The organism is Nocardia alba NBRC 108234, assembly GCF_001612665.1.
GTDB lineage: Bacteria > Actinomycetota > Actinomycetes > Mycobacteriales > Mycobacteriaceae > Nocardia > Nocardia alba.
Window position 1 is genome coordinate 43,591 of record NZ_BDAX01000035.1, and the last position, 19,261, is coordinate 62,851.

At 69.0% G+C, this 19,261-nt stretch carries 17 protein-coding genes; 7 read left to right on the forward strand and 10 right to left on the reverse strand.

What is annotated here, in order from left to right:
* Positions 1–45: 45 nt before the first annotated feature.
* Together NA12_RS34780 and NA12_RS29495 are read right to left on the reverse strand one after the other, a co-directional pair.
* On the reverse strand, positions 46–3,291 hold the full coding sequence (locus NA12_RS34780; RefSeq protein ID WP_243655166.1) for a GNAT family N-acetyltransferase: 3,246 nt from the start codon (positions 3,289–3,291) through the stop codon (positions 46–48).
* Positions 3,284–4,525, reverse strand: a complete 1,242-nt coding sequence (locus NA12_RS29495) for an acetoin utilization protein AcuC (protein WP_067458804.1) — start codon at positions 4,523–4,525, stop codon at positions 3,284–3,286. The genes NA12_RS34780 and NA12_RS29495 overlap by 8 nt, the downstream gene beginning before the upstream one ends.
* Positions 4,526–4,653: 128 nt before the next feature.
* On the opposite strand from NA12_RS29495, the gene NA12_RS29500 reads away from it, so the two are divergent.
* Both NA12_RS29500 and galE read left to right on the forward strand, forming a co-directional pair.
* Entirely contained in the window at positions 4,654–5,340 is a 687-nt protein-coding gene (locus NA12_RS29500) for an iron-dependent transcriptional repressor DtxR (protein ID WP_067458917.1), read from the forward strand.
* A gap of 3 nt (positions 5,341–5,343) precedes the next feature.
* Positions 5,344–6,324 carry a UDP-glucose 4-epimerase GalE gene (gene galE, locus NA12_RS29505; RefSeq protein ID WP_067458807.1) on the forward strand — a complete coding sequence of 327 codons (981 nt, stop codon included), beginning with the start codon at positions 5,344–5,346 and terminating at the stop codon, positions 6,322–6,324.
* Positions 6,325–6,352: 28 nt separating this feature from the next.
* Here the strand turns inward: galE and NA12_RS29510 are convergent, their stop codons facing one another.
* On the reverse strand, positions 6,353–7,519 hold the full coding sequence (locus tag NA12_RS29510) for a DUF4192 domain-containing protein (RefSeq protein WP_084473202.1): 1,167 nt from the start codon (positions 7,517–7,519) through the stop codon (positions 6,353–6,355).
* A gap of 146 nt (positions 7,520–7,665) precedes the next feature.
* A complete protein-coding gene (locus tag NA12_RS29515) occupies positions 7,666–8,388 on the reverse strand; it encodes a sensor domain-containing protein (RefSeq protein WP_243655165.1) in 723 nt (240 codons plus the stop codon).
* A gap of 233 nt (positions 8,389–8,621) precedes the next feature.
* Between NA12_RS29515 and NA12_RS29520 the strand changes: the two genes are divergently transcribed.
* The 5 genes from NA12_RS29520 (at position 8,622) to NA12_RS29540 (ending at position 15,301) form a co-directional block, all read left to right on the forward strand.
* Entirely contained in the window at positions 8,622–9,566 is a 945-nt protein-coding gene (locus NA12_RS29520) for a proteasome assembly chaperone family protein (protein WP_067458809.1), read from the forward strand.
* An 84-nt stretch (positions 9,567–9,650) separates the two neighbouring features.
* The gene (locus NA12_RS29525; protein ID WP_067458812.1) at positions 9,651–12,149 is read left to right on the forward strand and encodes a DEAD/DEAH box helicase; all 2,499 of its coding nucleotides are present in this window, start codon (positions 9,651–9,653) and stop codon (positions 12,147–12,149) included.
* A gap of 103 nt (positions 12,150–12,252) precedes the next feature.
* Positions 12,253–13,356 (forward strand): type III PLP-dependent enzyme, encoded by a 1,104-nt coding sequence (locus tag NA12_RS29530; RefSeq protein WP_067458815.1) that lies wholly within the window; start codon positions 12,253–12,255, stop codon positions 13,354–13,356.
* Positions 13,357–13,364: 8 nt separating this feature from the next.
* On the forward strand, positions 13,365–14,567 hold the full coding sequence (speD, locus tag NA12_RS29535; protein ID WP_067458818.1) for an adenosylmethionine decarboxylase: 1,203 nt from the start codon (positions 13,365–13,367) through the stop codon (positions 14,565–14,567).
* 206 nt (positions 14,568–14,773) lie between these two features.
* Positions 14,774–15,301 carry a hypothetical protein gene (locus NA12_RS29540; RefSeq protein WP_067458821.1) on the forward strand — a complete coding sequence of 176 codons (528 nt, stop codon included), beginning with the start codon at positions 14,774–14,776 and terminating at the stop codon, positions 15,299–15,301.
* A gap of 67 nt (positions 15,302–15,368) precedes the next feature.
* On the opposite strand, the gene NA12_RS29545 is transcribed toward NA12_RS29540, so the two are convergent.
* From NA12_RS29545 to NA12_RS29570, 6 genes are all read right to left on the reverse strand, one after another.
* Entirely contained in the window at positions 15,369–15,581 is a 213-nt protein-coding gene (locus NA12_RS29545; RefSeq protein ID WP_067458926.1) for a tautomerase family protein, read from the reverse strand.
* Positions 15,582–15,677: 96 nt separating this feature from the next.
* On the reverse strand, positions 15,678–16,418 hold the full coding sequence (locus NA12_RS29550) for an SDR family NAD(P)-dependent oxidoreductase (protein WP_067458824.1): 741 nt from the start codon (positions 16,416–16,418) through the stop codon (positions 15,678–15,680).
* Between the two features lie 117 nt (positions 16,419–16,535).
* Positions 16,536–17,126, reverse strand: a complete 591-nt coding sequence (locus NA12_RS29555; RefSeq protein WP_067458827.1) for a TetR/AcrR family transcriptional regulator — start codon at positions 17,124–17,126, stop codon at positions 16,536–16,538.
* 69 nt (positions 17,127–17,195) lie between these two features.
* Positions 17,196–17,798 (reverse strand): energy-coupling factor transporter transmembrane component T family protein, encoded by a 603-nt coding sequence (locus NA12_RS29560; protein ID WP_067458830.1) that lies wholly within the window; start codon positions 17,796–17,798, stop codon positions 17,196–17,198.
* Entirely contained in the window at positions 17,795–18,475 is a 681-nt protein-coding gene (locus NA12_RS29565; RefSeq protein WP_067458834.1) for an energy-coupling factor ABC transporter ATP-binding protein, read from the reverse strand. The genes NA12_RS29560 and NA12_RS29565 overlap by 4 nt, the downstream gene beginning before the upstream one ends.
* Positions 18,476–18,487: 12 nt before the next feature.
* On the reverse strand, positions 18,488–19,081 hold the full coding sequence (locus NA12_RS29570; protein WP_243655164.1) for a biotin transporter BioY: 594 nt from the start codon (positions 19,079–19,081) through the stop codon (positions 18,488–18,490).
* Between the last annotated feature and the right edge of the window lie 180 nt (positions 19,082–19,261).

Sequence of the window (19,261 nt, forward strand, 5' to 3'; positions counted from 1 at the left end):
ACCTCGGTTACCGCCGCGTGGCGACGGGCGGGGGGTCGTCGAACGTCAGGCCAGTCGGCGGGGGCCGGTGTCGAAGCGGCTCGGTTCGGGGCCGATACGGGCTCGGGCGTAGATGATCTCCGCCGATGCCGAGGCCGCGAGCACGGGATCACACGAGAGTTCCCGCAGCTGCGGAATGTCGTCGAACAGGGCCGAGATACGTTGCGCCAATTCGGCGAGAGCCGCCTTGTCGACGCCGGTTCGGCCCGGGCCCTCCGACAGCAGTGGCGCCGCGCGGGGCGCGTCGATGAGCGCGGTCGCTTCCTGCTGGGTCAGCGGCAGGGCACGATAGGCGCGGTCGCCGAGCAGGTCGATGATCATCCCGGACAGGCCGAACTGGATGACCGATCCGAACGACGGATCGTCGGTGACGCGCAGCACACACCCGACGCCCTTGGTCGCCATCCGCTGCACGTGCAGCAACGGGTCACCGCAGATCTCCACCAGATCGGTGTAGGCCTGCCGGACCGCGTCCGGTCCCCACAGATCCAAGCGCACGCCGATCAGATCCGGCCGGCGCCGCCACAGCTCCCCCGTGGCCTTCGCCGCGACCGGATAACCGAGTTCCTCGGCCGCGGCGACCGCCTGTTCGGCATCGCGCACGGCCCGGAACTCGACTACGTCGATGCCATAGCACCCGAGTAACCGCGCAGTCTGCTCGTCGGTGAGCCACCGACCACCCGATTCGGCGAGCCAGCCCTCCACCAAGGCCGCCGCGGTCACGGTGTCGATTCCGGGCGGGCGCACCACCGGCGAGACGGGTCGATCCCGCCAGCGCGCATACCGGTCGACCCTGGCCAGCGCACGCGCGGCTCGCTCGGGGTCCGGATAGGACGGGATGGACCCCCGTGCCGGCGCGCCGGCGGTGGTTCGCACCGCGAGCTGTCGCGGAATACCTGACTCCGCGACGAACGTGGTGAGCACCGGCTTGTCCGGCGCCGCCGCCGCGGCGGCCCGTAATGCGTCCCCGAAGCCTTCCATCGGCACCGGAACCGGCGGGGCGACCACCACTATCACCGCGTCGACTTCGTCGCTGCGCAAGGCAGCCAGGACGGCCTCCCGGAAGTCGGCGGGTGTCGCCTCCGGTCCCAAGTCCACCGGCCCGTCCACGATCGCGCCGCCCCCACTCCGCGCGGTCCACCCGCCACCGCTCTCCGTTCGGCTGGTCGAGTCGACCTCCGCTCCGGCCCGGTCGATCAGCCCAGCGCTGACGCTGACGCGGTCGGCCGACCCAGCGCTGCCACTGGTCCAGTCGTTCGGCCCAGCGCTGCCCTCGGCACCGTCGGCCGGCCCAGAACTGCCCCTGGTCCAGACAGTCGACCCAGCGCTGCCACTGGTCCGGTCGATTGACTTGGCGCTGTCCCCGATGCGATCGACAGATCCGGCACTGCCCCTGGTCCGGTCGGCCGACCCAGGGCTGCCCTTGATGCGGTCAGCTTGCCCAGCGCTGTCCCCTGTCCGATCGGTCGACCCAGCACTGTCCACGGGACGTTCGGTCGCGCCGACATCGTCGCCGCGACTGCCCCGCCGAGCACCGCGGAACCCCCAGGCCGTCCGCCCGGCACGATCGGCGCGCTCAGTCGGCCGAGCGCTACGCGAGTCCGGCTCCTGCGGTCGAGCTCCCTGCACGCCGTGTTCGGTGGGTCGGGCTCCGGGGCCTCGATCGACCGCGGTGGCGGGCCGATGCACCCGTAGTCCTTCGCTGCGGGCGGCGTCGATGGCCAGCCAGTTCAGCGCGGCGCTGTTGCCCACCACCGCGACCCGGGGGCCCTTCGGGAGCGGCTGACAGGCCAGCAGGGCGGCACAGTCGAACAGTTCGGAGATGGAGTCGACCTGGATGATCCCGGCCTGGCCGAACAGGTCGCGGACCACGATGCGGTCCATGTCGGCGCCGGCCGCGAGGCGACCGCTGCTCACCGCGACGATCGGCTTGCCACGGGCCACCCGGCGTGCCAGCCGGGAGAACTTACGCGGGTTACCGAAGCTCTCCAGATACAGCAGGATCACCTCGGTGTCGGCGGCGGTGTCCCAGTACTGGAGCAGGTCGTTGCCCGAGACGTCAGCCCGGTTTCCCGCCGAGACGAACGTCGACAGGCCGAGGTTGCGAGCCGCGGCCTCGCCGAGGATGGCCGCGCCGAGCGGGCCGGATTGGCAGAAGAAGCCGATTCGGCCGCGCTGGGGAAGTACCGGAGCCAACGTCGCGTTGAGCCCGACGGCGGGGTCGGTGTTGGCGATGCCGAGCGCACTGGGTCCGACTACTCGCATCCCGTGTCCGCGCGCCGCGGCGACCAGGTCGTGTTCGGCGGCCACCCCGGCCGCCCCGGTCTCGCCGAACCCCGCGGTCAACACGACCAGACCCTTGACCCCTTTGGCCATGCAGTCGTCGAGAACCGCCCCGATCGCGGCAGGCGGCACGGCCACCACCGCCAGATCCACCTCGTCGGGGATCTCGCTCACGGTGGTGTATGCGCGCACTCCACGGACCGAGCGGCGGTGCAGGTTCACCGGGAACACGGGCCCGCTGAAACCACCCGCGAGCAGATTCGCGAGAACCGCGCCGCCGACCCGGGTCCGCTCCGGCGAGGCGCCGATCACCGCGACCGAACCGGGTGCGAGCAGATTGCCGACACTGCGGGCTTCGGAGGCCGCCTCCCGCGAATCCCGCACGGTCCGAAGCGCTTCGGTGGGGTCGATGGCGAATTCGAGGTGGACCTCGGACCCGTCTCGACTGCGCTGCAGTTGGTAGCCGGCCTCCCGGAAGACTGTGATCATCGCCTCGTTCTCGGCCAGCACCTCGGCGACGAAGGCGATCACCGCGTTCTCGGCGGCGGCGCCGGCGAGATGTTCGAGCAATACCGAGCCGAGCCCACGCCCCTGGTGCTCGTCGGCGACCACGAACGCCACTTCGGCCGCGCGCGGACCCTGCCGGGCGAGCAGTTCGTAGCGGGCCACGGCGATGATCGCCGTGCCGAGCACCGCGACCAGGCCGACCCGGTCGTGGTAGTCGACATGGGTGGTGCGGTACATGTCCTTCGGCGAGATCTGCGGATACGGACCGAAATAGCGCAGATAGCGGGTGCGGTCGGACAGGCCGGTGTGAAAGGCCGCGAGCGCGCCCGCGTCGGCGGGCACGATGGGGCGCACCCGGACCACGCCGCCGTCGGCGGCGAGCACATCGCCGTACCAATGTTGGGGCGGCGCAGGCGGATTCGCGGGCGTGTCGGCGGTGTCCGGCAGCAGGGGCTCAGTCACGAGGATCCTCCGGGTCGAGCCCGAGCAGGCCGAAACTCGCCCGCCGGGTGGCGGTGATGGCGGTGTCGATCGCGCGCTGCGCGCGGATCTGGCCCGCGTCGCCGATCTCCGGTGTGCCGCCGGGACCGTCCCAGGCGCGATAGGCGGTGTCACCGCCGTCGCCCATGGTCGTCGGTGGTTCTACGCGCGGCGCCGACGCGCGCACCTGGTCGATCCAGTCGGCGGGGACCGGGGTTTCGGGGGCGAGTGGGCGGTCGAGTGCCGCGGCGAGCAGGTGGGTCCAGGCGCGCGGCACCACCCGCACCACGCCGTATCCGCCACCGCCGATGGCCAGCCACCGACCCTCGGCGAATTCGTCGGCGAGCTCGCGCATGGCCAGGAATGCCGCGCGCTGACCGTCGACGGTGAGTTCCAGATCGGCCAGCGGATCTTCACGATGGGTGTCGACACCGCACTGGCTGACGATGATCTGCGGCCGGAACGCGGCGACCGCGCCCGGCACCACCGCGTGAAATCCCCGCAGCCACTGGGCATCCCGGGTCCCCGGCAACAGTGGCAGATTGATCGAGGTCCCCTCGGCCGCCCCCACCCCGGTCTCCTCCGGCCAGCCGGTGTTGGGCCACAGCGTCGCCGGATGCTGGTGCAGCGACACCGTGAGCACCCGGGGATCGGCGTAGAACGCGCGTTGCACGCCGTCCCCATGATGGACGTCGACGTCGAGATAAGCGATGCGGTCGAAACCGTGGTCGAGCAGCCACGAGATGGCGATCGCGGCATCGTTGTAGACGCAGAACCCCGCCGCCGAATCCGGCATGGCGTGGTGCATTCCGCCGCCGATGCTCACCGCCCGCCGCGTCCGGCCCGCCGCGATCTCCCGTGCGGCGGCGAGCGTGCCGCCGACGATCACCGACGCCGCCTCGTGCATCCGCGGAAACACCGGATTATCGGCGGTTCCGAGCCCGTAGACGGCGTCCTCGGGCGTCGGCGGCCCCTGCCCGGCCCGGCGCACCGCCTCGATATAGGAGCCGCTGTGGACCCGCATGAGGTCGGCTGGGGTGGCCGCGTCGGGTGCCAGCGGCTCGACACCATCGAGAAGGCCTAAGCTTTCGGCGAGCGACATGGTGTATTGCAGACGTGCCGGCTTCATCGGATGCTCCGGACTCCAGGTGTAGCCGAGGAATCGCTCGGTCCACACGACGGTTCCACTGGTTTCGCTGTGCGGCGACGTGACCATAGTCGCCACGCTAGCCGGAAGCAGCGACCCCCGTGCGGCGTTGACATGCAGTAGAAATAGGGCCGCTGGTCCGACGGGCGGATCGGCGTTCGCGCGTGGGTAGAATCGTGCTGACGAAGGGGTATCAGGTGAAGGATCTGGTCGACACCACGGAGATGTATCTCCGTACCATCTATGACCTCGAGGAAGAGGGCGTGGTGCCGCTGCGCGCGCGCATCGCCGAACGCCTCGAGCAGAGTGGTCCGACGGTGAGCCAGACGGTCGCGCGGATGGAGCGCGACGGCCTGTTGCTCGTCGCGGGCGACCGCCATCTCGAGCTCACCGACAAAGGACGTTCCATGGCCGTCTCGGTGATGCGCAAGCACCGGCTCGCCGAGCGGTTGCTGGTGGACATCATCGGTTTGGATTGGGAGAACGTGCACGCCGAGGCGTGTCGCTGGGAGCACGTGATGAGCGAGGACGTGGAGCGGCGGCTGATCGAGGTGCTCAATCACCCGACCACCTCGCCCTACGGAAACCCCATTCCCGGTCTGGACGAACTCGGCCTCGCCGACGCGCCCGCCACCGAGGAGAAGCTGATCCGGCTCTCCGATCTGCCCAACGGCGCGCTGCACGCGGTGGTCGTGCGCAGGCTGGCCGAGCACATCCAGACCGACCCGGAGGTCATCGGGCGGTTGCGTGAGGCGGGTGTGGTACCCGACGCGCGCGTTACCGTGGAGACCAAGCCGGGTGCGGTGCTGATCACAGTGCCGGGCCACAGCGGTTTCGAACTGTCCGACGAGATGGCGCATGCCGTCCAGGTAAGGCTGGTCTGATTCGTGAAACTCCTTGTCACCGGCGGCGCCGGCTACGTGGGTGGCGGCTGCGCCGCCGTTCTGCTCGAACAGGGCCACGAGGTGGTCGTCGTCGATGACCTCTCGACCGGCAACGCCGACGGCGTGCCGGCCGGCGCCCGGTTCGTCGACGGCGACATCGCCGTGGCCGCCCCCGATCTGCTGCGCACCGAATCCTTCGATGGCGTACTGCATTTCGCGGCGCAATCGCTGGTCGGTGAGTCGGTGGAGAAGCCGGAGAAGTACTGGCACGGCAATGTCGTGAAGACGCTGACGCTGCTCGAGGCGATCCGCGAGACCGCGACCCCGCGGCTGGTGTTCTCCTCCACCGCCGCGGTGTACGGCGAGCCCGAGCAGGTCCCGATCACCGAGGCCGCGCCCACTCGCCCGACCAATCCCTATGGTGCGAGCAAGCTGGCCATCGATCACGCCATCACCTCCTACGCGGTGGCGCACGACCTGGCCGCGACCAGCCTGCGCTACTTCAATGTGGCGGGCGCCTATGCCGGACTCGGCGAGAACCGCGTGGTGGAAACACATCTGATTCCCCTCGTGTTGCAGGTGGCACTGGGCCATCGCAAGGCCATCTCGGTGTACGGCACCGACTGGCCGACGCCGGACGGTACATGCGTGCGTGACTACATCCATATCCGCGACCTGGCGCAGGCACATCTGCTCGCGTTGTCGTCGTCGCAGCCGGGCACCCACCGGATCTGCAACCTGGGTTCGGGCACGGGTTTCTCGGTGCGCGAGGTGATCTCGGCGTGCGAGCGGGTCACCGGTCTGCCGATCGAGACGATCGACGCGCCGCGCCGCGCGGGCGATCCGGCCGTTCTGATCGCCTCCAGTGACCGCGCGGTCGCCGAACTGGGCTGGCGACCCGAACACAACGACCTCGACGAGATCGTCTCCGACGCCTGGGATTTCCTGCGTTCGCTCGGGACGAAGGCCCACAGCGCTCGCTGACAGACGAGCCCTCGCCTATCTGCCTGTCTCACCGGGTGATCGGGCCGATGCCGACTCCGAGATCGGCGGCGATCCGGTGGCCACACAGCGCGAGTCCGCGCAGCCGTTCGGGCCGCAGTCCGGTCTGGAGTGAGGTTTCCAGCAGCACCGCCATCGCGTGCTCGGGATCGGCCTCGACCGCGGCGGCGAGAGCGACGCCGGCGAACGGTCCGTCACCGCGCAGATAGGCGCTGAAACCGAGCAGGGCCGCCGCCTCGGCGCGGTCGGCACCGGGTGTCGCCCTGGCCAGCTGCGCCCACAGCCGCTCGGCGGCCTCGGCGTGATCGCCCACCGCGAGCCCGTATACGGCGTCGCGGATCGGCCGGTCACGCAGGGTCGCGGCCAGCCGCGCGAGTTCGCGCGCGGCACGCGGTGCGCCGGAGGCGGTGTCGGCGATCTGCCACAGCACCCATTCCAGTGCCCGCCGCTGGTAGGCGATGGCGGACCCGGCGCGGGTCGCCGCCGCCAGCCCACCCCGGTATCGCGCGTCCGCCGGCGCGAGCTGGGCCCGCACCCGCGCGCACAGCAGGTCGTCGGGAACCAGCAGGGCCGTCATCTCCTGGCGCGAGCCGCGAATCTGCTTGCCTTCCAGCACCTGTGACACGGCGACGATCGAGGACGTCGGATCGGCGACCATCCCTGTCCCGACCACGCCGAACACGCTGCGGTAGCGTTCGCCCGCCGCGATCGCCGGCACCGACCAGACGCCGCGGACCGCGATCCCGTCCTGGGCCAGTACGTCGATCAACTCGGCCGTGCGCGCGACTTCCTCGCCTTCGAACTCGGCGCGATCCTCGACGAAGACGGCGAGTACCCCGGTCGCCTCTTCGCGCAGGCAGATCGACCCCAGGCAGGCGGCGAACTCGTCGAGGAGCCGGATGTCGGTGGCCACATCGAGGTCGAAACGCACCACGGCCTCGATCGCCTCGGCCGCACCGCCCGCCACCTCGTGCAGCACGGCGACGACGAGGGACCGTTCCGGGACGAAACCGAGCATCGCAGGCAGCGCGGCGATCAACTCACCGGGTTCGTCGACCCGCAGCGCGGGGTGGGGCGGCCCGCCGGGATAGCGGGGAGTGGATTCGGCGCAGCCGAGTGCGCGGGGGAACGGTCCGGTGCGGGTGGCCCGGCGGGTGGGGTTCGTCGAAGGCGTCATGGCTCCACGGTGCCCGCCGACTATCGCGCGGCCGGTGGATCGACCTGGGCTTTCATCCGCCCTGTGCGTAGCCCCGAAGCTGTGGAGTAACCCCGGTCCCGCACACGCGGCGCGGGCGAACCTGTCACCACCTGGTGGTAGGCGCCTCAGCTACCGCGGACGGCGGCCACCGCGGTCGCGAACATCTCGGCTACCGCAGCCGAATCCGGTTGTCCTGCACCGAAAGTCATCGACGTCACCGTGATACGCACGTCGCCGATCTGCCCGATCGAGGTCTGCATCGTCTGGGTCAGCCCCGCCCCACCGACCTCGGGGACCACGGTGCGCCGCAAAGCGATCGCATCGTCGGCGCCTGCGGGCGCGGCCGGCTCGAGCGTGGTCGTGACGGTGGACCCCGCGCCCGCCCGCCGAACCTGGATCAGCCCACACTCACCGAGCTGATCGCGCAGCGACGCCACCGGCTCGGCGCTCCTCGACAATTCGACGGTCAGGGTGGCCCGGGTCGCGTCATCGGTCCCGACCGCGACCGCCGCGGGCTCCCCACCGGGCTCGGCCTCGGCCGGCGTGCACTTCGCCGGGCTGACCGTCGCGCCCGCCCCCACTCCGTCGAGATCGCCCGCGGCCGCCGCCGCCGCTTGCGCGGGCAGCACAACCGCCGGATACCGGGCCGGAAACCGCGACGGCGCGGGCAGTAGCTCGGCCAGCGAACCATCGATCTCGCGCACCGCCACCGCGCTCTCGGCGACCGGGGTCCCGCTGACGCTCTGCGCACAGCCGGTGAGCGCGCACGACACCACCAACAACACCGGCCACCAGCGGCGCAGGCCGGGATCACCCGGGTGGATCGGTGTCGCCTGCGCCACATTCACACCCTCCACTGTGCCCCACAGCCCCGATCGCCCCGGTCGCGCCACGCCGGACCGAATACGCGGCACCGCTCGGTCGCGGCGGCGGGGCGGGAATGCGCGGGGTGTCCATGCTGTTGTCCGACAGGACGAGCCGTCCCCGGCCGTGTGTGACGACACTGCTCGCGTGGGGGACAATGGAGATCCGCTTCCCCACCCCGCGAGCGATGGTGGACCGCGCAGGAAGGAGAAACGCGATGGATGACCAGTCGCATATGTACGAGCTGGAGTTTCCGGCGCCGCAGTTGTCCTCGGACGACGGCGCGGGCCCGGTGCTGGTGCACGGTCTGGAAGGTTTCACCGACGCCGGACACGCCGTGCGGTTGGCGACCACCCATCTGCGCGAGAGCCTCGAGTCGGAGCTGGTCGCGTCGTTCGATGTCGACGAGTTGCTCGACTACCGATCGCGACGCCCGCTGATGACGTTCAAGACCGATCATTTCTCCGACTACGCGGAGCCGGAGCTGAACCTGTGGGCGCTGCGCGACTCCGCGGGGACCCCGTTCCTGCTGCTCTCGGGCCTGGAACCGGACCTGCGCTGGGAGAAGTTCACCACGGCGGTGCGGCTGCTGGCCGAACAGCTCGGCGTGCGCCGCACGATCGGTCTGTCGGCGATTCCGATGGCGATCCCGCATACCCGTCCGCTCGGGGTCACCGCACATTCCTCGGATCGCTCGCTGATCGGTGATCACCAGCGTTGGCCCGGCGAGTTGCAGGTGCCGGGCAGCGCTTCGTCGCTGCTCGAGTACCGGATGGCTCAGCACGGCCACGAATCGCTCGGATTCTCGGTGCATGTGCCGCACTACCTGGCCCAGACCGATTATCCCGAGGCCGCGCAGACGCTGCTGGAGAACTTCGCCGACAACGCCGGCCTCGACCTGCCGCTCTCGGCGCTGGGTGAGGCGGCCGCGCGGGTGCGCGAGCAGGTCGCCGAGCACATCGCGGGCAACGAGGAGGTGGAGACGGTCGTCACAGCGCTGGAGCGCCAGTACGACAGTTTCGTCACCGCGCAGGAACAGCAGTCCAGTCTGCTCGCCGCCGACGGCGACCTGCCCAGTGGCGAGGAACTCGGCGCCGAGTTCGAGCGCTTCCTGGCCGAGCAGGGCGGCTACGACGACACCTCCGACGACGGCAAGGACTGACCCCACCGGCACCGGGCGTACCTGTGCGTCGGCCCCGCGCGGCCGACGCGGGCGTCGCTCGCCGCGCACACTAGGGTTGTCGGAGTGGATCTGACCGACCTACTGGAAATTCCCGGGACCGACGCCGACGCGCTCTACGAGTCGTTCGCGGCGTGGGCTGCCGAGCAGGGCACCACCCTGTATCCAGCGCAGGACGAGGCGCTGATGGAGTTGGCGTCGGGGTCCCATGTGATTCTGGCGACGCCGACCGGCTCCGGCAAGTCGCTGGTGGCGGTCGGCGCGCACCTGTTCGCCATGGCCAACGGGCAGCGCAGCTACTACACCGCACCCATCAAGGCACTGGTCAGCGAGAAGTTCTTCGCGCTGTGTGAGGTGTTCGGCGCGGAGAACGTGGGCATGGTGACCGGTGACGCGGCGGTCAACGCCGACGCCCCGATCATCTGCGCCACCGCAGAGATCCTGGCCAACCTCGCGTTGCGCGAGGGCGCGGCGGCCGAGGTCGGCCAGATCGTGATGGACGAGTTCCATTTCTACGCCGACCCGGACCGCGGCTGGGCGTGGCAGGTGCCGATCATCGAGCTCCCGCGCGCCCAATTCCTGCTGATGTCGGCGACATTGGGCGAGGTGGATTTCTTCGCCGCCGATCTCGAGGCACGCACCGGCCGCTCGACCACGGTCGTCGCGGGCACCGAACGTCCTGTCCCGCTGACGTTCTCGTATGTGCGCACCCCGATCACCGAGACCCTCGAAGAGCTGGTGACCACCCACCAGGCGCCGGTCTACGTGGTGCACTTCACCCAGGCCGCCGCGCTGGAACGCGCGCAGGCGCTGACGAGCGTGAACTTCGCCTCCCGCGCCGAGAAGGACGCGATCGCCGCCGCCATCGGCGAGTTCCGGTTCGCGTCGGGCTTCGGCAAGACGCTGTCGCGGCTGATCCGTCACGGCATCGGCGTGCACCACGCGGGCATGCTGCCCAAGTACCGCCGCCTGGTGGAAAAGCTCGCACAGGACGGCCTGCTGAAAGTGGTGTGCGGCACCGACACCCTCGGCGTCGGCATCAACGTCCCGATCCGCACGGTGCTGCTCACCGGCCTCACCAAATACGACGGTGTGCGCACCCGCAGGCTCAAAGCCCGTGAGTTCCACCAGATCGCCGGGCGCGCGGGTCGCGCGGGTTACGACACCATGGGCACCGTGGTGGTGCAGGCCCCCGAGCACGAGGTCGAGAACGCCCGCCTCATCGCCAAGGCGGGCGACGACCCGAAGAAGCAGCGAAGAGTGGTGCGCCGCAAGCCGCCGGAGGGTTTCGTCTCGTGGAGCGAAGAGACCTTCGATCGCCTGATCGCCGCCCCGCCGGAGCCGATGGTGTCGCGCTTCGCGGTGACGAACTCGATGCTGCTCAACGTGATCGCCCGGCCAGGGAACTGCTTCTACGCCATGCGTCATCTGCTCGAGGACAATCACGAGCCGCGCCCGGCACAGCGCAAGCACATCCTGCGAGCTCTGCGGCTCTACCGGTCGCTGCGCGATGCCGGTGTGGTGCAACAACTCTCCGAACCCGATGCCAAGGGCAGAATGGCGCGGCTCACTGTCGATCTGCAGCGCGATTTCGCGCTGGATCAACCGCTGTCGCCGTTCGCGCTGGCCGCGTTCGACCTGCTCGATCGCGAGAGTCTCACCTACACACTCGATGTCGTCTCGCTGATCGAGGCCACCCTCGAGGACCCCCGCCAGCTGCTGATGGCCCAGCAGCACAAGGCCCGTGGCGTGGCCGTCAACGAGATGAAGGCCGACGGGATCGAATACGAGGAGCGCATGGAGCTGCTCGAGGAAGTCACCTGGCCCAAGCCGCTGGCCGAGCTGATCGAGCCGATGTTCGAGACCTACCGGGCCGGGCACCCGTGGGTGTCGGAGTTCGCGCCGTCACCGAAGTCGGTGGTGCGCGACATGATCGAGCGCGCGATGACCTTCGCCGAGCTGATCTCGCACTACGAGCTGACCCGCTCCGAAGGCGTGGTGCTGCGCTATCTCGCCGACGCCTACCGCGCCCTGCGCCGCACCGTGCCCGACGCCGTGCGCACCGAGGATCTCGACGACCTCACCGAATGGCTCGGCGAACTGATCCGCCAGGTCGACTCGAGCCTGCTCGACGAGTGGGAGCAGCTCACCAACCCCGGCGCCGAGAACGACGCCGAGCAGGTCGCGTTCGGCGCCGAGACCGTGCGCCCGATCACCGCCAACGAACGCGCGTTCCGGATCATGGTCCGCAATGCCATGTTCCGCCGCGTCGAGCTGGCGTCGCGCCGTCGCTGGTACGACCTCGACCAACTCGGCACCGGCCCCGACTGGGCGCAGGACCTTGCCCCCTATTTCGACGAGTACGCCACGATCGGCACCGGCCCCGACGCGCGCGGCCCGCGATTGTTCGCCGTCGAGCAGCGGCCCGGTTTCTGGCATGTACGCCAGGTGCTCGACGACCCAGCCGGTGATCACGGCTGGGCGATCACGGCGATCGTGGATCTCGAGGAGTCCGATGCCGCGGGCGAGGTCGTGTTCGACGAGGTCACAGTCATAGCGGGTTGAGTAATACCGTTCGCCTATGACGAATATGACGAATGTTTGACGGATTCGTTGTCGGGTAGGCGCCGCTGATAGTCTCTCTCGGCTGCCGACCGAAAGTTCACCTGTGCCCGAATCGCCGTACCTTGTCATCGACCCCGAGCGGGTGCGTGCCAACTACCGAACCCTCGACGCCGCCGTCACCGTCGGCACCCGGATCAGGTACGCGGTCAAGGCGGCACCGGTGGCGGAACTGATCACCCTGCTCGCCGCCGAGGGCGCCGAATTCGACGTGGCCAGCATCGGCGAGATCGACCAGTGCCTCGGGCTCGGTGTCGCGCCCGAGCGGCTCTGCTACGGCAACCCGATCAAGAAGAGCGCCCACATCGCGCGCGCCTTCGCCCTCGGCGTGCGCCGCTACGCCTTCGACACCGAGGACGACCTCGACCGCATCGCCGAGTTCGCCCCCGGCTCCGAGGTCGAATGCCGTTTCCTGTCGAGCGCGCCGCAGTCACGCACCCCGTTCGGCACCAAGTTCGGCTGCGCGCCCGCCGAGGCTCTCCGGCTGCTGGTGCGCGCCCGCGATCTGGGCCTGGAGGTCGGCGGCCCGTACTTCCATGTCGGCTCCCAGCAGCTCGACCCGGCCGCCTGGCGGATCGGCATCGAGCAGGCCGGTGAGATCGTGAAAGCCCTGGCGGACAAGAACATCGCTGTCGGCGCTGTGAACGTCGGCGGCGGTCTACCGATCTCCTACGCCGATGCCGCCCCCGAACTCGACGCGATCGCGGCCGCCATCAGCGGCGCCGCCGCCGAGTTCCTGCCCGCGGCCACCGGCCTGATCGTGGAACCCGGCCGCGCGCTGGTGGGTAACGCGGGCACTGTGCACGCCGAGGTCGTCGGCGTGCGATTCGCGCCGGATGGCCGGCGCTGGGTGTATCTCGACATCGGCCGATACAACGGTATGGCCGAGACCGAGAACGAGTACATCGCCTACCGTTTCGTCACCGATCGCGACGGCGATCCGGTGTCGGAGGCGGTGGTCGCGGGTCCGACCTGCGACGGCGACGATGTACTGTATCAACGCACGAAGGTCCTTCTGCCGACCACGTTGCGAGCCGGTGACCGGATTCAGATCCTGCACACCGGCGCCTATACCGCGAGTTACTCGTCGGTGTCCTTCAATGGTTTTCCGCCCTTGACCGTTCATGTCTCGGGCGCTGAGCGAGAGTGAGTTGCCCCATGACGGCGGAATTCACCGGTTGGCACGTGCTGGCCGAGTTCGGTGGCGTCGACACAGCCCTGTGTGACGATCTCGAACGACTCGAATCGGCGTTGCGTGAGTCTCTGATCGCGGCGGGCGTCACCATCTGCGAAGTCGTTCACAAAAAGTTCGATCCGCAGGGGGTGACCGTCCTCGCGCTGTTGTCGGAGTCTCACGCCTCGATTCACACTTATCCGGAGTCCGGCGACATCTTCGTCGACGTCTTCACCTGCGGCAGCATCGGTGCGGGCGCGACGAAAGCCGTCGAACTGCTCCGAGACAAGTTGTCCCCCACCACAGTTCGGATGCAGACGGTCCAGCGTGGCCACGGCGCCGAGAAGATCTACGAACCGGTGGGCGACGGCCTGACCCGGATCTGGGATCTGCACGAGGTGATCGTGGATACGAACACCCCGTTCCAGCACATGGTGATCGCGCGGACCGATCAGGGCATCTCCCTGTTCTCCGACGACGATCGTCAGTCCACCGAGTTCTCCCAGGTCACCTACCACGAGGCCATGATGGTCCCGGCGTTCGTGCTGGCGGAGAAGCTCGACCGGGTGCTGATCATCGGTTCCGGTGAGGGTGTGGCCTCGCAGATGTCGGTGGCGGCCGGGGCGACCCTGGTCGACCACGTCGATATCGATCAGCGCGAAGTGGAGCTGTGCGCCGAGCACCTGCCCTACGGCTACACCACCGCCGAGCTCACCGCCGCGGTGAAGCACGAGGGTCCGGTCCACGTGCACTACGCCGACGGCTGGGATTTCCTGGCGAACGCGCAGGCGGCGGGTACCCGCTACGACGTGATCGTCATCGATCTGCCCGACGAGCGCGTCGAGGACGCCCAGCACAACCGGCTCTACGAGTCGGAGTTCCTGTCCCGATGTAAGGCACTGCTCGCTCCCGGCGGCGTGCTGTCGGCGCAGGCCGGTTGCGCGACCATGTGGCGCAACGAGACGCTGAAGCGTTCGTGGGGTCGTTTCCACGAGCAGTTCGCCACCGTGGTCCCCTACGGCAGCGACGAGCACGAGTGGACCTTCCTGTTCGGTCTGAACGAGAAGATCGACGACCCGGTCCGCGGCATGCGCGACCGTCTCGCCCTGCTCCCCTACCGTGCCGCGACCATCGACGCACGGGCGCTGGAGCGCGGCGCGGTCGAGCCGTACGCCCTGCGCGGCTGATTCTCGCGCGCGAAGGCGGTGATCCGGAGGTTGCGGGTCACCGCCTTCGTCGTCCGGCGGGCCGATCCGATGCTGTTCACGGATTCATTGGTCCACCGAACGGCGATCGGGTGACACTGTCTGTACCGCGCCGCCGGACGGCGCGCTACCGCCAGCGACGAATCGAGCCCGCAGTGCCCCCTACGCAGTCGTCCACGGACGGCGTGATGCCGGTCCACCGGCCATCCGACCATCGCCCCCGCCTCGACGCGCTGTCCACGGCGGGTGTCGCCGCGTTCACGGAGTTGTTCACCACCGCGCCGGAGACGACAGCAGCCGATTTCGGCCGACTGACCGGCGATCTGGTGATGCGGTCCTTCCCCGCGACAGGCACCCGGTTGCTGGGACCGCTGATGGACCGTCCCGCCTACTTCTGGGTAGGCAAGTCCTTTCGTCACGTGGACGGCGGGATGGCATTCGGGCACAACATCTTCCGTCTGCTCGGCGGTATGCGGGCACTGAACTTCGTGGCAACGGTCGGCGCCTCCGCGGTCGACGGACGCGCGGCCGTGCGATTGGACTACGACGATCTCCGAGCCGGAAAGCCCGGACCCGCCCGCCGGATCTACGACGAGCTGCGCGAGATAGAACCGGGCCTGTGGTTGGGACCCAGCTACTTCAAGCGCGGCGCGACACTGACCTCCATGGGCTGGTTCGCCCTGGATGCCTCGATCGAGTTCGACGGTCCGCTGTGAGCCGTCCCCGCGCTCTCGCCCGGTGACGGTGCCCGGGCCGGGACTCACCCGGCCCGGTACCGATGATTCACTCCGTGGCGGCTCGACGGGCGCGATACTCGGTGACATTCACGCCACCGACGCCCCAATCCGTCAGCGGCACTTCATCGATCACGACGTAGGTGCTGTCGGGTGCCTTGCCGAGTACTTCGCGGAGCAGATCGGTGACGCCCCTGATGAGCTGCGCCTTCTGGTCGGTGGTGACGCCTTCGTCGGTGACCTTGATGTTCACGTACGGCATGAGCATGTCCTTTCGATGGTGCAGCTCTCACAGGGATGACCGGAAGTCGAGCCGCTGCGCACCCGAATCCGTCGCGTGGAAACGCTTTTCGCTGATTCAGGCAGCTCGGCCGGCAACGAAGCCGCCGTCGACCGGCAGGATGTGACCGGTGACGAACTCGGCGTCGACGAGATACAGCACGGCCGCGGTGGTGTCGGCGACCTCGCCGATCCGGTTCAGCAACGCCAGCGCACCCGATGCGCGCTCGTCGCCGTCACCGAACAGCGGCGTGCGGATGATGCCGGGGGCCACCGCGTTCACCCGGATTCCGGCGGCTGCGAGCTCGGCGGCCAGGCTGGTGGTGAGCGCGTGCACGCCGCCCTTGCTGACGAGCGCGGCCGAGGCTGGTAGACCGGCGAGGGCGTGGTCGATCAGAACCGTGCCGATGTTGACGATGCTGCCGCCATCGCCCTGGGCCAGCAGCTGCCGCACGACAGCCTGGGTGGTGAGATAGGTGCCCTTGAGGTTTCCGCCGAGGTAGCGATCGAGTTCGGCCTCGGTGACGTCGACGAACGGCGTGGCCCCGAAGACGCCCGCGCTGTTGATCAGCCCGTCGAGCCGGCCGAACCGATCGAGTGCGGTGCGCACATACGCCGAACCTGTTGCGGGCGAGGCGATGTCACCGGCCACGGCGGCCACCCGCGTGGGCGCCGCCAGTTCGGCGGCGACGGCGGCGAGCTTGTCGGCGTCGCGCCCGCCGAGGACGACATTGTCACCGCGAGCGACGAGAGCCCGAGCGACATCACGCCCGATGCCGCTGGAACCACCGGTCACCACGACCGTCTTCGATGTGGACATGAACTTTTCCTCTCGATAAATATACGACCGGTCGTCTTGGAATGACGACCGCGAGGCTGACGACCCGAAGGGCCGATGATGACAGTGAGGCCGACACCGGATCGGCGCCGACCGGAGTTACGGTCGGAAGTAGTCGTCGAGCAGCCGACGAAGGCATTTGTCGAGCGGCTCGACAGTGCGGTCGATCTTCATCCGGATCACCGCGCCCTCCCAGGATTCGAGGAGCAGATCCGCCAGATCCACGGCGTCGATGTCGGCGCGCACGGTGCCCTGCGCCTGTGCCGCACGCAGCGCACCGGCGATACCGTCGCGCCAGACGGCCCAGGCCTTGGACAGCGACGTCCGCAGCAGCTCACTGCCTTCCAGCTCGCCCCCGAGGTTGGCGATCAGGCAGCCGCCGGTGTATTCAGCGGCGACGAAATCGTCGGTCAGGGTCGCGAAGAAGGCACGGATACCGGCGAGTGGGTCTGGCGCCGCGGCGAACGCGGCGGCGAGGGTGCGTTGCACGCACTGCGAGTGATGCTCGATGACCGCCTGCGCGAAGCTCTCCTTGCTGTCGAAGTAGTTGTAGAACGAGCCTTTCGGCACGCCGACCTTGTCGAGCACCTGTTTGATGCCGGTGCCGTGATAGCCGTTGGACAGCAGGCCGATCGCGCCCTCCTCGATGAGAAGAGCTCTCGTGTCGTCGCTGCGCCGTGGTCGTGCCATGCGAGAACTATACGACCGGTCGTCTAGGAATGGCAAGAGCGACCCTCTCATCGTGGGAACTATGCGACCTCAGTCGTCGTCGACACCGCGTGCGGCCAGTGCCTCACCCATCGCGTCGGCGGTCCGCAGCGCCCGCACCAGTACCGGGGTGACCAGCGCGGTCGCCGACCAGGACACCCCCCGCGCGCGCCGCGCCTCGCCGACCTCGTGGACGATCTGCGCCAGCAAAGGAACGCACCGAATGGTCAGCGCGAGAAGCAGACCCACCCGCTCCGGGTTCACTCCGACGCGTCGCAGCGGACCGAGCGCGCGAGTGAGCGCGTCGAGCATGGCGGTGACCCGCGTGGTCACCGTGACCAGTGCCGCCAGGGCCACCGATACCAGCAACACCCCGCAGACCACCACAGCCCGCGCCGGCGAGGTGGTGAGCAGCTGGAAGACCCCGATGATCACGGTCATCCACAGCACCGGACGCACCTGGGCGTAGGCCACCCGCCAGGAGACACGGGCGAGCGCGAACAAGCCCGCCACCAGCGCCACGGCGACCAGCACGCCGAGCGGAGCGCGGACGAACACTGTCATCGCGAGGATCGAGATCAGCAACAGCGCCAGCTTCAGCCCCGCGGGCATGCGGTGCAGCGGCGAGTCGCCGGGGCAGTACAGGCCGATCATCCGATCAGGTGCCGATACGCCTCGATCGCCGCCGCGGGTGGGCCGTCGAAGACGACGGAGCCGTTGTCCAGCACCACGACTCGATCGAACCCGTCGAGCAAGCCGAGCTGGTGGGTCACCACGATCACCTGCTGATCGAGCGCGTTCAGCGCCTGGGATACCCGTCGGGCATTGCGCAGATCGAGCAGCGTGGTCGGCTCGTCGGCGACGATCACCTCGGGTTCGCGGATCAGCGCGGAACCGATGGCCAGCAGCTGCTTCTGCCCACCGGAGAGCAGGTGGGCCGGATGGTCGGTGTGCGCGGCGAGGCCGAAACGGTCGAGCACACGCTGTACCCGGTCCGCGATCTCGGTCTTGCTCAGGCCACTGCGGCGCAGCGAGAACGCCAGGTCCTCGGCGACCGTCGGCATCACGATCTGGGTGTCGGGATCGGTGAACACGAAGCCGACTTTGCGCCGCACCTGCGCGCCCTTGCGGGCGACGTCGAGCCCGTCGACGGTGACGGTGCCGGTGGTCGGCTTCAGCAATCCGTTGAGCATGCGGGCCAGCGTCGATTTGCCCGACCCGTTGGCGCCGATGAAACCGACCCGCCGTTCGGTGATCCGCAGATCGATCGCACGCAGCACGGTCCGGTCACCGAAGCGGTGTCCCACCGCGTCGATGACGATCTCGCTCACGGCGCGCCGCGATCAGGCACGGATCAGTCCGGGATAGGCGCGATGCACGCCCTTGGCGACCACCGTGGCGATCACGACCTTGGACAGGTCTCCCGGGATGAAGGCGAAGTTGGTCGACACCGCCGCCCACGGACTCAGATCCGTGCGCACCAGCAGTCCGGCGGTACCGAACAGGTAGATGATCACGATGCCGCCGAAGGCGTTGATCAGCAGGCCGAACACGATCGGATACTTCGGCAGGATCCTCGCGGTCAACAGCCCGATCACCAGCGTCGCCGGAATCCAGCCGATCAGGTAACCGGCGGTCGGCGAGGCCAGCGCGGTGAGTCCGGTGCGGCCACCGGACAGCAGCGGCAGTCCGACCATGGTGAGCGCGATGAACACCGCCACCGCGGCCGTGCCCTTGCGCGCGCCCAGGATCGCACCGGTGAGGATCACCCCGAGTGTCTGCAGCGTGATCGGCACCCCGCTGAACCCGACGGTGATCGCGCCGGGCAGGCCGAGCGCGGCGATCAGGGCCGCGAACACCGCGATCTGCGCCATGTCCCGTGCGGTGAACGCGGTTGCCCACTTCGGGGATTTCTCGACTTCGGGCACGGCGAACATCCTTCACTACAGAATTGAACAACGTTCAAAATAGCAGGCGACCAGGACAGTGTCACAACCACATCGACGGTGTGGGGCACGTCGCACCGGGGGCATACCGACTGCAAGCGCCGGGCCTGAACTACCCCGGCGCCAACTGCTTGCGCGCGTGACCGGGCCGCGTTCGGCCGAAGCCCGCGG

Coding starts and splice junctions, on each gene's coding strand:
- NA12_RS29520 (WP_067458809.1), top strand. CDS start 8,622: ATGGATGACCAGTCGCATATGTACGAGCTGGAGTTTCCGGCGCCGCAG.
- NA12_RS29545 (WP_067458926.1), bottom strand. CDS start 15,581: ATGCCGTACGTGAACATCAAGGTCACCGACGAAGGCGTCACCACCGAC.
- NA12_RS29570 (WP_243655164.1), bottom strand. CDS start 19,081: ATGTTCGCCGTGCCCGAAGTCGAGAAATCCCCGAAGTGGGCAACCGCG.
- speD (WP_067458818.1), top strand. CDS start 13,365: ATGACGGCGGAATTCACCGGTTGGCACGTGCTGGCCGAGTTCGGTGGC.
- NA12_RS29560 (WP_067458830.1), bottom strand. CDS start 17,798: ATGATCGGCCTGTACTGCCCCGGCGACTCGCCGCTGCACCGCATGCCC.
- NA12_RS29510 (WP_084473202.1), bottom strand. CDS start 7,519: ATGACGCCTTCGACGAACCCCACCCGCCGGGCCACCCGCACCGGACCG.
- NA12_RS29550 (WP_067458824.1), bottom strand. CDS start 16,418: ATGTCCACATCGAAGACGGTCGTGGTGACCGGTGGTTCCAGCGGCATC.
- NA12_RS29540 (WP_067458821.1), top strand. CDS start 14,774: ATGCCGGTCCACCGGCCATCCGACCATCGCCCCCGCCTCGACGCGCTG.
- NA12_RS29495 (WP_067458804.1), bottom strand. CDS start 4,525: ATGGTCACGTCGCCGCACAGCGAAACCAGTGGAACCGTCGTGTGGACC.
- NA12_RS29555 (WP_067458827.1), bottom strand. CDS start 17,126: ATGGCACGACCACGGCGCAGCGACGACACGAGAGCTCTTCTCATCGAG.